The sequence below is a fragment of the Pseudomonas sp. SBT1-2 genome (genome assembly GCF_028640875.1).
Classification (GTDB): Bacteria; Pseudomonadota; Gammaproteobacteria; order Pseudomonadales; family Pseudomonadaceae; genus Aquipseudomonas; species Aquipseudomonas chlororaphis_I.
This window is the reverse complement of the sequence record NZ_JAQZAA010000109.1, coordinates 33,166-46,396: the sequence shown is the minus strand read 5'-3', so window position 1 is coordinate 46,396 and position 13,231 is coordinate 33,166. Positions and strand designations below refer to the sequence as shown.

General features: G+C 65.1%; 12 protein-coding genes. 10 read left to right on the top strand and 2 right to left on the bottom strand.

The window, feature by feature from the left end; translation table 11 throughout:
- Positions 1-157 precede the first annotated feature (157 nt).
- The 8 genes from PVZ78_RS23935 (at position 158) to PVZ78_RS23900 (ending at position 9,079) form a co-directional block, all read left to right on the top strand.
- Positions 158-517, top strand: a complete 360-nt coding sequence (locus PVZ78_RS23935; protein ID WP_009049266.1) for a response regulator — start codon at positions 158-160, stop codon at positions 515-517.
- A gap of 128 nt (positions 518-645) precedes the next feature.
- Complete coding sequence (locus PVZ78_RS23930) at positions 646-1,938, top strand: glycosyltransferase (RefSeq protein WP_009049267.1); 1,293 nt, start codon at positions 646-648, stop codon at positions 1,936-1,938.
- A 281-nt stretch (positions 1,939-2,219) separates the two neighbouring features.
- Positions 2,220-3,125, top strand: a complete 906-nt coding sequence (locus PVZ78_RS23925; RefSeq protein ID WP_009049268.1) for an AraC family transcriptional regulator — start codon at positions 2,220-2,222, stop codon at positions 3,123-3,125.
- A 244-nt stretch (positions 3,126-3,369) separates the two neighbouring features.
- On the top strand, positions 3,370-4,212 hold the full coding sequence (efeU, locus tag PVZ78_RS23920) for an iron uptake transporter permease EfeU (RefSeq protein ID WP_273829353.1): 843 nt from the start codon (positions 3,370-3,372) through the stop codon (positions 4,210-4,212).
- Between the two features lie 9 nt (positions 4,213-4,221).
- Positions 4,222-5,421 carry an iron uptake system protein EfeO gene (efeO, locus tag PVZ78_RS23915; RefSeq protein WP_038632764.1) on the top strand — a complete coding sequence of 400 codons (1,200 nt, stop codon included), beginning with the start codon at positions 4,222-4,224 and terminating at the stop codon, positions 5,419-5,421.
- An 18-nt stretch (positions 5,422-5,439) separates the two neighbouring features.
- Positions 5,440-6,762 carry an iron uptake transporter deferrochelatase/peroxidase subunit gene (gene efeB, locus PVZ78_RS23910; protein WP_273829352.1) on the top strand — a complete coding sequence of 441 codons (1,323 nt, stop codon included), beginning with the start codon at positions 5,440-5,442 and terminating at the stop codon, positions 6,760-6,762.
- Between the two features lie 32 nt (positions 6,763-6,794).
- Entirely contained in the window at positions 6,795-7,619 is an 825-nt protein-coding gene (efeO, locus tag PVZ78_RS23905) for an iron uptake system protein EfeO (protein WP_273829351.1), read from the top strand.
- A 260-nt stretch (positions 7,620-7,879) separates the two neighbouring features.
- A complete protein-coding gene (locus tag PVZ78_RS23900) occupies positions 7,880-9,079 on the top strand; it encodes an MFS transporter (RefSeq protein ID WP_273829350.1) in 1,200 nt (399 codons plus the stop codon).
- A 234-nt stretch (positions 9,080-9,313) separates the two neighbouring features.
- Here PVZ78_RS23900 and pssA read toward each other — a convergent pair whose 3' ends face one another.
- Complete coding sequence (gene pssA / locus PVZ78_RS23895) at positions 9,314-10,657, bottom strand: CDP-diacylglycerol--serine O-phosphatidyltransferase (protein ID WP_009049274.1); 1,344 nt, start codon at positions 10,655-10,657, stop codon at positions 9,314-9,316.
- Between the two features lie 206 nt (positions 10,658-10,863).
- Between pssA and PVZ78_RS23890 the strand changes: the two genes are divergently transcribed.
- On the top strand, positions 10,864-11,442 hold the full coding sequence (locus PVZ78_RS23890; protein WP_273829434.1) for a TetR/AcrR family transcriptional regulator: 579 nt from the start codon (positions 10,864-10,866) through the stop codon (positions 11,440-11,442).
- Positions 11,443-11,498: 56 nt separating this feature from the next.
- Positions 11,499-11,978 carry a nuclear transport factor 2 family protein gene (locus PVZ78_RS23885; RefSeq protein ID WP_009049276.1) on the top strand — a complete coding sequence of 160 codons (480 nt, stop codon included), beginning with the start codon at positions 11,499-11,501 and terminating at the stop codon, positions 11,976-11,978.
- A gap of 108 nt (positions 11,979-12,086) precedes the next feature.
- Here PVZ78_RS23885 and sfnG read toward each other — a convergent pair whose 3' ends face one another.
- A complete protein-coding gene (sfnG, locus tag PVZ78_RS23880) occupies positions 12,087-13,181 on the bottom strand; it encodes a dimethylsulfone monooxygenase SfnG (RefSeq protein WP_009049277.1) in 1,095 nt (364 codons plus the stop codon).
- Between the last annotated feature and the right edge of the window lie 50 nt (positions 13,182-13,231).

The following is a 13,231-nucleotide window of genomic DNA, read 5'->3' as shown; positions in this document are numbered from 1 at the left end:
CCGCCCTCGATCAGACAGGTTATTCTGGCACAGCTTGTACAGAATTACTTTTTTGTACAGCTTCGGGAACTTGTCATTGCGCGTCATTTACTGATGCAAGAGACAAGCACCTTTTTCCGCTGCCGTCCTTTTTTTCCATTTTTTCGAGAGCCTTGCCATGTCCCCCACCGATTCCACCATCCTGGTCGTCGAAGACGACGCCATCGTGCGCATGCTGATTGTCGATGTGCTGGAGGAGCTGGAATTCAAGGTGCTGGAAGCCTCGGGCAGCGAAGAAGCCCTGACCCGGTTGCAGGACAGCGCACTGCAAATCGACCTGATGATGACCGACGTCGGCCTGCCCGGCATGGACGGCAAGGAACTGGCGGCCCGCGCCCGCACCTTGCGCCCGGAGCTGCCGGTGCTGTTCGCCAGCGGCTACGCGGAAAACATCGAGGTGCCCGCCGGCATGACGGTGATCGGCAAGCCCTTCTCCATCGACCAGTTGCGCGACAAGGTCCGCGCCATCCTCGGCTGAACCCCCGGTAACCCGCTCCGAGCCGACCAGCGCCTGGGCCATGGGCGCCGGGACGGCCGCGCCAGCGCCCTGCTGTGGTTTAATGGCGCCCCCGCAAACACCCCCGCTTTTTTCAGGAATACCCACCCATGAGTCCGACCGCCGCCACCAAAGTCCTGGTCATTGGTTACGTCTGGCCCGAACCCCGCTCCTCGGCGGCCAGCGGGCACCTGATGCAGATCCTCCAGGTCCTGCTCGGGCAAGGCTGGGACATCACCTTCAGCAGCCCGGCCAACCCTGGCGAGCACAAGGAAGACCTCAGCGCCCTGGGCATCCGCGAGTGCCCGATCGAACTGAACAACAGCAGTTTCGACCGCTTCATCGCCGAACTGGCGCCGGATATCGTGCTGTTCGACCAGTTCATGATGGAGGAACAGTTCGGCTGGCGCGTCGAGCAGCAGTGCCCCGGCGCCCTGCGCGTGCTGGAGACTTCCGACCTGCAGAGCCTGCGTCACGCCCGCCATCAGCGCCTCAAGAAGCGCCTGGGCGCCTGCGACGACAACGATGACTTCAGCGCCCTGTTCGCCCCCGCCGCCGAGCAGGAGTTCGCCGGCATGGCCGAGACCGACCAGGCCCGGCGCGAGATCGCCGCGCTGTACCGCTGCGACCTGAGCCTGATGATCTCCGAGTTCGAAATCGATCTGCTGGTCAAGCAATTCGGCCTGCCGCCGGCCCTGCTGCACTGGTGCCCACTGATGCCCGAGCAGATGCCGCACAGCTATGTGCCCTTCGCCGAACGGGCGCACTTCCTGAGCATCGGCAACTTCCGCCACGCGCCGAACTGGGATGCGGTGCTGTGGATGAAAAACGCCGTCTGGCCGCTGATCCGCCAGCAACTGCCGGGCGCGCAACTGCATATCTATGGCGCCTACACCCCGCCCAAGGCCGCGGCCCTGCACAATCCGGCCCAGGGTTTCCAGGTGATGAACTGGGCCGAGGATGCCTTGGAGGTCATGTCCGCCGCGCGGATCTGCCTGGCGCCGCTGCGTTTCGGCGCGGGCATCAAGGGCAAGCTGCTGGACGCCATGCTCTGTGGTACGCCGAGTGTCACCACCCCGGTCGGCGCCGAAGCCATGCACGGCGACGCGCCCTGGCCGGGAGCGGTGGCCGAGTCGGCCAGCGCCATCGCCGCGGCGGCGGTACGCCTCTATCAGGACCAAGCGCTATGGAGCGCGGCCCAGGAACAGGGTCGCCAGCTGTTGCTTGCGCGCTATCGGCAACAGGTCCACGGCCCGGCCCTGATCGAGCGCCTGCAGCACTGCCGGGCGAACCTGGCGCAACTGCGCCGCGACAACTTCACCGGTGGCATGCTGCGTCACCATCACCACAAGAGCACCCAGTACATGGCGCAGTGGATCGAGGCGAAAAACCGCCTGGCCTGAGGCTCCTGTAGCCGCTGCCGCAGGCGTCAAGAGCGCGTCCCTTCGGGGCGATCGCAGCCTTCGGCAGCGGCTACAGAAACCGAGCCGTGCCTCGATCTGTCAGCCGGCACAAACCCTGTAGCCGCTGACGGGCACCAGCGAGGCTGCGATAGGGCCGCAGGCCCTCAGCGATCTTGAGAACGCCGCGCCCGAGCGCCTGCAGGGATCTCCTGGCCAGCACTGGTGCTGGATATCCGATGGAGGCATGATCTGGCGCAACAACGATAAGAAAGCGCAGCGCCATGAGCCGATCAGCGAGAGTCACCGACCCTTCCTACGAATTGATGGACGACCACAACGGCCTGTCGATCATCTATCGCCAGCACGGCTTCCCCTGCCCCCTGGTGCGCTGGCACTTCCACAAGGAGTACGAGCTGCACCTGATCGTCGCCAGCTCCGGCAAGGTGTTCATCGGCGACTACATCGGCAACTTCTACCCCGAATCGCTGTTCCTCACCGGCCCCAACCTGCCCCACAACTGGATCAGCCAGGTGGCCGAGGACGAAGTGGTGGCCAAGCGCGACATGCTGGTGAACTTCACCGACGAGCTGTTCGAAAGCGGCTATCAGGTGTTCGCCGAGCTCAAGAGCCTGACCCCGCTGCTGGAGCGCGCGCAGTACGGCATCGAGTTCCGCTGCAAGCGCACCATCGCCCAGGCCATGGACCTGATGCAGCGCATCGCCGACTCCAGCGGCATCACTCGCCTCGGGCACTTTTTCATCCTGCTGGAACTGCTGGCGGCCTGTGACGACTACCAGTTGCTGTCCGGCGCCACCAACGTGCAACTGGCCGACGAGCACAACGTCGACCGCACCAACCGCGCGGTGGACTACATCTTCGCCCACTACGCCCGCGAGCTGCCGCTGGAAGAAGTCGCCGACTACCTGGGCATGAAACCCACCTACTTCTCCCGGGTGTTCAAGCAGGCCACCGGCCGCTGCTTCGTCGAGTTCGTCAACCGCCTGCGCATCAGCAAATCCTGCGAACTGCTGGCCGACGGCGACAAGCCGGTGACCGACGTGTGCTTCGAGTCCGGCTTCAACAACATCTCCAACTTCAACCGGCGCTTCCAGCAACTCAAGGGCATGACCCCTTCCCACTACCGGCGCCTGGCCGTGCAGCGCCTGACCGAACAGAACCTGGCCTGACCTCCCCGCCCCCTGTAGGAGCGAGCTTGCTCGCGATCAATCCAGTTAGCACCGCGGGCATCTGATCTGGCGCTATCGCGAGCAAGCTCGCTCCTACAAAAAGCCTCACCCTCAAAGACCAGAGGCCGACTTGGCAAACGCGCTCCGTTCAGCTGACGTTCAGCAAATAGCAATCATAGTCATTTGCGAATACGTATCAACATGTTACAACTTAGCTCCCTATCTATCTGCCCGCCGGTGCTGAATGCTCGTTCCATTTCTGATCATGCTGCGCGAAGGGATCGAAGCCGCGCTCATCGTTGGCATCATCGCCAGTTACCTGCAACAGACCGGGCGCGGCCAGTGGATGCCGGCCGTGTGGATCGGCGTGTTTCTCGCCGCGGCCCTGGCCCTGCTGGTGGGCGGCGGCCTGGAGCTGATGAGCGCCGAGTTTCCGCAAAAGCAGCAGGAACTCTTCGAAGGCATCGTCGGCCTGGTGGCCGTGGGCATCCTCAGTTCCATGGTGTTCTGGATGCGCAAGGTCGCGCGTTCGATCAAACACTCCCTGCAAGCCTCGCTGGACCAGGCGCTGACCGGCTCCCGGCACCAGGTCACGGCGCTGATCGCCATGGTGTTCTTCGCCGTGGCCCGCGAAGGCCTGGAAACCGTGTTCTTCCTCCTCGCCGTGTTCCAGCAGAGCCAAGGCCCGGCGGCACCGATCGGCGCCCTGCTCGGCCTGGCGCTGGCGATCGTCGCAGGCGTGCTGATCTACACCGGCAGCATGCGCCTGAACCTCGGCGCGTTCTTCCGCTGGACCGGCCTGTTCATCCTGGTGGTGGCCGCCGGCATCCTCGCCAATGCAGTGCAGGCCCTGCATGAAGCCGGGGTCTGGAATCACCTGCAGAGCGTGCTGTTCGACTTCAGCGCCAGCCTGCCGATGGACGGCCCGCTGGGCTCGGTGCTGGCCGGCATGTTCGGTTACCAGGACACCCCGACCGTCAGCACCCTGGGCGCCTACCTGCTCTACCTGCTGGTGACCCTGGTGCTGTTTTTCCTGCCCGGCGCGGCACCCGTCGCCAGCCCATCGTCTTCCGTTTCCAGCCACTAAGGCCTTTCCATGACCCAGCAAGCCTCCCCACAGCCCCCGGCACCGAGCGCCCTGCGCTGGGCGCTGGCGGGTTCCGTGATGGTGATGATCGCCGCCGGCGGGCTGTTCTATTACGCCTCGCAGCTGGCCGCCAGCAAGCGCCAGGCGCACAAGGACGAAATCACCGTGACCATCCACCCCCACAGCTGCGAGCCGAACGCCCTGAGCGTACCGGCCGGGCCGGCGAGCTTCCGTATCGTCAACCGTTCGGACCGCGCCGTGGAATGGGAAATCCTCGACGGCGTACTGGTGGTCGAAGAACGGGAAAACATCGCGCCGGGCCTGAGCCAGGTGATCAACGCCAGGCTGCAACCCGGCGACTACGCCATCACCTGCGGCCTGCTGAGCAACCCGCGCGGCACCCTGCATGTAACCCCGACCGCCGAGTCCGACGCCCAGGCCAAGGCCCGGCCGTCGATGGTCGCCTTTATCGGCCCGCTGTCAGAGTTCCGGGTCTACCTGAGCAGCCAGGGCACAGCCCTGATCAAGGCCGTGAGCGCCCTGGAGCAAGCCATCCAGGCCGGCGACCTGGCCCAGGCCCAGGCCTTGTACCTGCCGGCGCGCGCGGCCTACCAGCGCCTCGCCCCGGCCGCCCAGCGCCTGGGCGAGCTGGATAACCGCATCAACGCCCGCGCCGACTACTTTGAAAAACGCGAGCAGGACCCCGGCTTCGTCGGCTTCCACCGCCTCGAATACGCGCTGTTCCAGCAACGCGACCTCAGCGGCCTGGCGCCGATCGCCCAGCGCCTGCTCAGCGATGTCACCACGCTCAAGCAACAACTGCTGGCCCAGTCGCTGCCACCGGAGCAACTGGTCAGCCTGGTCGCGCGCGCCCAGCGCAGCATTGCCGAGGTGCGTGCCGGCAGCGGCGAAGAAGAACGCTACAGCCACAGCGACCTCAACGGCTTTGCCGCCAACCTGGAGACCACCCGCAAGGTCGTCGACCTGCTGCGCCCCTTGCTGGCCAAGCCCGCCGCCCCGTTGCTGGCGCAGATCGACAGCGCCCTCGGCGCCCTCGACAGCCAGTACGGCGCTTTGCGCAGCGCCGAGGGCTATGCCTCCTACGACAGTGTCGGCGCCGATCAGCGCAAGCGGATCGCCGACCAGGCCAAGGTTCTGGCCGATGCACTCGATGGAATCGATCCCGCCCTTGGCCTCTCAGGCCTGTAAGCAGAAGACGCCCGCCCGATGAACGACTCAGATCCATCCAATCCAGCTTTCTCCGCCCAACGCCGCCGTGTACTGCTGGGCATGGGCGCCGCCGGTGTCGCCCTGGCCGGCAGCGGCCTGAGCTGCCCGGCAATGGCAGCCCAGACCGGGAAAACCACCGCCCAGGTCACAGAAGCCCCGAGCAGCGACAAGACCCAGGACCGCCACGATTTCCACGGCCAGCATCAAAGCGGCATCGTCACCCCGCGCCCGGCGGCCGGCATGCTGGTGTCGTTCGACGTGCTGGCCAGTGATCGCGAAGACCTGGAGCGACTGCTGCGCACCCTCGACCAGCGCATCCGGTTCCTGATGACCGGCGGCCCGGTCCCCCAGGTCGACCCGAAACTGCCGCCGCTGGACTCCGGCATCCTCGGCCCGGTGGTGACCCCGGACAACCTGACCATCACCGTCTCGGTGGGCGCTTCGCTGTTCGATGAGCGCTTCGGCCTGGCCGCGGCCAAACCCAAGCGCCTGATACGCATGGTCGGTTTCCCCAACGATGCGCTGGAACCCGACTGCTGCCACGGCGACCTGAGCCTGCAGTTCTGCTCCAACACCGCCGACACCAATATCCACGCCCTGCGCGACATCGTGAAAAACCTCCCGGACCTGCTGCTGGTGCGCTGGAAGCAGGAAGGCAGCGTGCCGCCCCAGGCCCCGGCGCGCCCTGGCGAAGCGGCGCAGAGCGCGCGCAACTTCCTGGGTTTTCGCGACGGCTCGGCCAACCCCGACTCCAACGACCGCAAAGCCATGGAACAGATCGTCTGGGTCCAGCCCGGCAGCGACGAACCGGCCTGGGCCGCCCACGGCAGCTATCAGGCGGTGCGCATCATCCGCAACTTCGTCGAGCGCTGGGACCGCACGCCTTTGCAGGAACAAGAAAGCATCATCGGCCGGGTCAAGGCCTCGGGGGCGCCCATGGACGGCCAGCAGGAACACCAGGTGCCGGACTACCGCAAGGATCCCCACGGCCAGCTGACCAAGCTCGACGCCCACATCCGCCTGGCCAACCCGCGCACCGCCGAGACCCAGCGCAACCTGATCCTGCGCCGGCCGTTCAACTACTCCAACGGCGTGAACAAGAACGGCCAACTGGACATGGGCCTGCTGTTCATCTGCTACCAGGCCGACCTGGAGCAAGGCTTTATCTCAGTGCAGACCCGCCTCAACGGCGAGCCCCTGGAGGAATACCTCAAGCCGGTCGGCGGCGGGTATTTCTTCACCCTGCCCGGCGTCACTGGCGACCGCGACTTCCTCGGTCGCGGGCTGCTCGAGGCCACCCAAGCAAAAACCAGCGCCTGACCACCACTCACCCCCCCCCACGGAAACGTCCCATGAAAAAGTCGCCTCTCGCTGTGTTGCTGACCCTTGGCTTGCTCCATGTTCCGCTGTCGGCTGTGGCCGCCACATCGCCGCTGGAGCTGGTGGGGCCGATTTCCGACTACAAGATCTACGTCACCGAGCAGCTCGACGAGCTGGCCAGCCACACCCAGGCCTTCACCGACGCGGTGAAGAAAGGTGACCTGGCCACCGCCAAAAAGCTCTACGCCCCGACCCGGGTGTACTACGAGTCGATCGAGCCGATCGCCGAGCTGTTCAGCGACCTCGACGCGGCCATCGACTCGCGGGTCGACGACCACGAACAAGGCGTCGAGGCCGAGGACTTCACCGGCTTCCACCGCATCGAGTATTCGCTGTTCGCCCAGAACTCCACCCAGGGCCTGGACGCCCTGGCCGACCGCCTGAACAAGGACGTCAAGGACCTGCAGGCCCGCGTCGCCGGCCTGACCTTCCCGCCGGAGAAAGTCGTCGGCGGCGCCGCCGCCCTGCTGGAGGAAGTGGCCGCGACCAAGGTCTCAGGCGAAGAAGACCGCTACAGCCACACCGACCTCTACGACTTCCAGGGCAACATCGACGGGGCGAAGAAAATCGTCGACCTGTTCCGTCCGCACATCGAGCAGCAGGATGCAGCCTTCGTCGCCAAGGTCGACAAGAACTTCGCCACGGTGAACAAGATCCTGGCCAGGTACAAAACCGCCGACGGCGGCTTCGAGACCTACGACAAGGTCAAGGACAACGACCGCAAGGCGTTGGTGGGCCCGGTCAACACCCTGGCCGAAGACCTCTCGACCCTGCGCGGCAAGTTGGGGCTGAACTGAGCTCCGGGTACCCGGGCCGATTCTGTAGGAGCGAAGCTTGCTCGCGATAGCCGCGCAGCGGCGATATTCAAATTTCACCGCGTCGTCCTGGCGAACTTATCGCGAGCAAGCTTCGCTCCTACAGACAAGCGCCGGCGTGCCGATGACTCGCCCCATCACCCAGGCTGCTGATCTACCCTCACCTGCGCCGATAACCCTGGGCGGCGGCGCGTTTTAGCGATAACGTCCCGCGCACTCCTGACTTTCATGGAAGATTTTGCATGTCCACCCCAACGGCCCAACCGCCGCAGACCGCCGCCCCGTTCAAACTCTTGCCGCTGATGCTCGCCTACATGGCCTGCACCATGTCGATGATGGCCTTCGTCTCGCTGATCGGCCCGATCGTCCGTGTGCTCGGCCTGGCCACCTGGCAGGCCGGCGCGGCGATGACCGTGTCCGGGGTGATCTGGATGCTCCTGGCGCGGCCCTGGGGCCAGGCCAGCGACCGTTTCGGGCGCCGTCGGGTGCTGCTGCTCGGCACGGCCGGCTTCACCCTCGCCTACTGGGCGCTGTGCCTGTTTATCGATGTCTCGCTGCACCTGCTGCCGGGCATGTGGCTGGCCTTTATCGGCCTGATGCTCGGGCGCGGCCTGATCGGGGTGTTCTACGCGGCCATCCCGGTGGGCGGCTTTGCCCTGATCGCCGACAACGTCGAGCCCGAGCATCGGGCCCGCGCCATGGCCACCCTGGGCGCCGCCAATGCCGTCGGCCTGGTGTTGGGCCCGGCCGTGGCCGCGCTGCTCGCCCGCGTCAGCTTGAGCCTGCCGCTGTACGCCATGGCCGTGCTGCCGCTGGCGGCGTTCCTGGTGCTGCTGTACAAGCTGCCGCGCCAGGAGCTCCACCTCAAGCAGGCGCCGCGCTCGGTACGCCTGAGCGATCCGCGGCTGCGCCGGCCGATGGCGGTGGCCTTCGTCGCCATGCTTTGCGTGTCCATCGCGCAGATCACCGTGAGCTTCTACGCCCTCGACCGCCTGGGCCTGGACAGCGCCGACGCCGCCCAGGCCGCCGGCATCGCCCTGGCCATGGTCGGCGTGGCGCTGATCTGCTCGCAACTGGTGGTGCGCAAACTCGAATGGCCACCGCTGCGGATGATCCGCGCCGGCGCGCTGCTGGCCGCCAGCGGGTTTGCCGGCTGCATGCTGGTGGAGAACGCCTGGGGACTGTGGCTGGGCTTTTTTATCTCGGCGGCGGGCATGGGCGCGATCTTCCCGTCCTTCTCCGCCCTGGCGGCCAACGCGGTGGACGCCTCCGAACAAGGCGCCACCGCCGGTTCGATTGGCGCGGCCCAGGGGTTCGGCGTGGTGATCGGCCCGTTGGCCGGCTCGCTGATCTACGCCGTCGAACCGCGCCTGCCCTACCTGATTGCCACGCTGTTGCTGCTGTTGGTGGCGAGCTGGCCGGCGGCGAAAAGCCCCAGCTGATCTGGGCGCCGATACAGCTGTAGCCGCTGCCACAAGCTGCGTACGTCCCGAGGGGACGTGGCGATCTCGAGACCGATGAAGGCCCTGCGGGCCTTGTCGCAGCCTCGCGGGCTCGGCAGCGGCTACAGGATCGGGGTCTGGCTTCGTGTAGCCGCTGCCGCAGGTTGCGATAAGCCCCGCAGGGGCTTCAGGGCCAGCAAGAACGACCCCATCGTGGATCGTTCGCCGCGGACCTCAGAGGATGCGGTAGAGCAACCGCTCGATCCGCACCCGGCTGACCCGGCGCAGGAACTTGCCGACCGCCGCCGGGTAGTCCACCAGGGTTTCCAGGCGCTGGAAGTGCTCGATGCGCTGGGTGTGGCGGAAGATCGTTTCCAGCTCCTGGCGCCGCGGCTCCAGCAACTCGCCCTTGGGGTCGTCGAGCAGCAAGGCGTTTTCCAGGTCGAGGCGGAAGGCCCGCGGGTTGAGGTTGTTGCCGGTGAGCAAGGTGTAGCGCTGGTCCACCCACATGCCCTTGAGGTGATAGGTGTTGTCGCCGTCGCGCCACAGGTGCAGGTTCAGGCGGCCGCTGTCGATGGCCTTCTGATGCCGCTTGGCGAAGCGCCGCAGGCTGATCTCGTACAGATAAGGCAGCGCGGCGATGACCTTGAACGGCTCGCTCGGCGGAATGTAGAAGTCGTTGGCGGTCTTGTCGCCGACGATAATGTCGATCTTCACCCCGCGCGCCAGGGCGCGGTTGATTTCCCGGGTCACCGCCAGCGGCAGGTTGAAGTACGGCGTGCAGATGGTCAGTTGCTGCTGGGCGCTGGCGATCAGTTCGCAGATGACCCGGCTCAGCGGGTTGTTCTTGCCCACCCCGAGCAACGGGCTGACCGACAGTGTGTCCTTGAGCACCCCGCCGGCACTGGTGTCGTAGGCCGCGTGCTTGAGGCGGCTGCGCAGGTCGCCGATGTCGTTGCGCAGGCTGCGGGTGGTCGGCAGGTTCGGCAGGTCCAGGCGATGCACCGCCCGCGACGCCACCAGGCCATGCTGGACCAGGTGCTGCATGGAGTCGGCCAGCTCGCGGTTGTGCAGCAGGTGGTAGCGGTCGAAGCGGTACTTGTCGAACTTGTGCAGGTACACGTTGTTCAGGCTGGCGCCGCTGTAGATCACGCAATCGTCGATCACGAAACCCTTCAGGTGCAGCACGCCGAACAGCTCGCGGGTCTGCACCGGCACGCCGTACACCGGCACCTCACTGGCGTGGGTACGGGTCATTTCCTGGTACCAGGCCGAGTTGCCCGGCTGCTTGCCGGCGCCGATCAGCCCGCGCTGGGCGCGCAGCCAGTCGACCACGACCACCACGTCCAGCTCCGGGCGCGCGGCCTTGGCGGCGTGCAAGGCATCGAGAATTTCCTGGCCGGCCTCGTCCTGTTGCAGGTACAGCGCGACGATATAGATGCGCCGGGTGGCCTGGGCGATTTTCTCCAGCAGGCAACGGCGGAATTCGGCGGCGCCATTGAGGATGGTCAGGTCATCGGCAGCCAGCGGGAAGCTGCGCAATTTGGGCAGCAGGGAACGTTTGAAAAGCGACGGCATAGGGCTCGCAGAAGGTCGAATCCAAAAGAGCGCAAGAGCTTACACCAAGGTGCCGGTTCGGGTCTTGCGGGTCGCTGTGAAGATTTGTCGCCTGTCCTTCGTCCCCGCCGCACAACCGCTCGCAACGGGATAAGCGACGACAATAATTTCGCGCGTGGAAAAATAAATTATTGACCAAGGAGAACGATCGTTCTACTGTACGCCACATGAACGAAATCACTAGCAACGACACACGCGACATCATTCTGGATGTCACCGAAAAGTTGATCTACAAAAGTGGCATCGCCGCCACTGGCATGGATCTTCTGGTGAAGACCGCCGGCGTCTCCAGAAAAAGCATCTACCGCTACTTCACCACCAAGGACGAGCTGGTGGTGGCCGCCCTGCAGCGCCGCGACCTGCGCTGGATGCACTGGTTCACCCGCGAGGTGGGCAAGGCCCCGACGCCGGCCGCGCGCCTGCTCAACCTGTTCACGGTGCTGGGCGACTGGTTCGCCTCCGAGGACTTTCGCGGCTGCGCCTTCATCAATACCAGCGGCGAAACCGGCGACCCGCAGGACCCGGTACGGGTGGTGGCCAGGGAACACAAACAGAAACTGCTCGACTACGTGCTCGAGCTCTGCAAGGCACACATTGCTGCAAAACACGGCACCGAGGATCCGGAGGAGCAAGCCAGACAGCTGCTGATCCTGATCGACGGCGCCATTACCGTTGCACTTGTGATGGGCGATCGCAGTGCCGCCGATAATGCGCAATGCATGGCGCGAAAGTTATTGGAGCTGTAATCGTTTAAAACAAGTTCGACACCCTGCTGAACCTCAACTTTCATTGGAGACTTTAAATGTCATCTAACGCTGAAGTTCGTCCGCCACTTCCCCCGTTCACCCGCGAATCGGCCATTGAAAAGATCCGCCTGGCCGAAGACGGTTGGAACTCCCGCGACCCGCAGCGAGTGTCCCTGGCCTACACCCTGGACACCCAATGGCGTAACCGCGCCGAGTTCGCCCACAACCGCGAAGAAGCCAAGGGCTTTTTGACCCGCAAATGGGCCAAGGAGCTGGACTACCGCCTGATCAAGGAACTCTGGGCCTTTACCGACAACCGCATCGCCGTGCGTTATGCCTACGAATGGCACGACGACTCGGGCAACTGGTTCCGCTCCTACGGCAACGAGAACTGGGAGTTCGACGAGCACGGCCTGATGTCCAACCGCTACGCCTGCATCAACGACATGCCGATCAAGGAAAGCGAGCGCAAGTTCCACTGGCCGCTGGGCCGGCGCCCGGATGACCACCCGGGGCTGTCCGAACTGGGCTTGTAACCCGCTTCTGTAGGAGCGGCCGGTCGACGCTCGATTGCGCGCGATGCTGGCGACGCAGTATGTCCGCTAAACCGCTATCGCGAGCAAGCTTCGCTCCTACAGTCCACCTCAAGCCGCGGCATCCTCGCGCTTCAGCGCCGCCTTGGCTTCCAGCTCGCGCACCAGTGGCAATACGCGCTTGCCGAAGTACTCCACCTCTTCCTGGAAATGCAGGAACCCCGCCAGCACCAGGTCCACGCCCACCGCCTTCAAGGCGACGATGCGCTCGGCGATTTGCTGTGGCGTGCCGATCAGGTTGGTCTTGAACCCATCGTTGTACTGCACCAGGTCCTCGAAGGTGGACTTGGCCCAGTTACCCTCGCCTTCCGGCGACGCCTTGCCCGCCTGTTTCGCCGCATCGCCAAAGGCATTCACCGCTTCCGGGTCGGCCTGGTCGATGATCTCGGCCAGCACCGCGCGCGCTTCTTCCTCGGTGTCGCGGGCAATCACGAAGGCATTGACCCCGACTTTCACCGAATGATGGTTCGCCGCGGCCTTGGCACGGATGTCGTCGACCTGGGCCTTGATGCCTTCCGGCGTGTTGCCGTTGGTGAAATACCAGTCGGACACCCGCGCGGCCATGTCCCGCGCGGCCCGGGAGCTCCCGCCCTGGAACACTTCCGGCTGGCCCAGCGGCTTGGGCTTGAGGCTGTAGTTGTCGAAGCGATAGAAGTCGCCGCGAAAGCTGAAGTTGTCCTGGCTCCAGATGCCCTTGAGGGAACGGATGAATTCTTCGGAACGCCGATAACGCTCGTCGTGCTCCAGCCAGTGTTCGCCGATGGCCTGGAATTCGCCCTTGAACCAGCCGCTGACGATGTTCACTGCGATCCGGCCATGGGTCAGCTGGTCGATGGTCGCCAGCTGCTTGGCCGCCAGCGCCGGTTGCCAGGGACCGGGCAGGATCGCCGCGATCACTTTGAGCTTCTCGGTGGCGGCCAGCAGCGCATGGCTGAACGCCACGGACTCATGTTGGAACTCGGCGCCGTAGCCGGCGGTGAAACGGATCTGGGTCAGGGCGTACTCGAACCCGGCGGCCTCGGCCAGCTGCGCCAGCTTGCGGTTGTAGTCGATGCCCCAGTGGGTGCGCTGCTCGATCTTGCTGACCACCAGCCCACCACTGACGTTCGGCACCCAGTAGGCAAATTTCACGGCTTGCTGACTCATTGGCTTGTCCTCGCGACTGAAGTGTCCGGGGAATAGAGCAGCAACCGTGC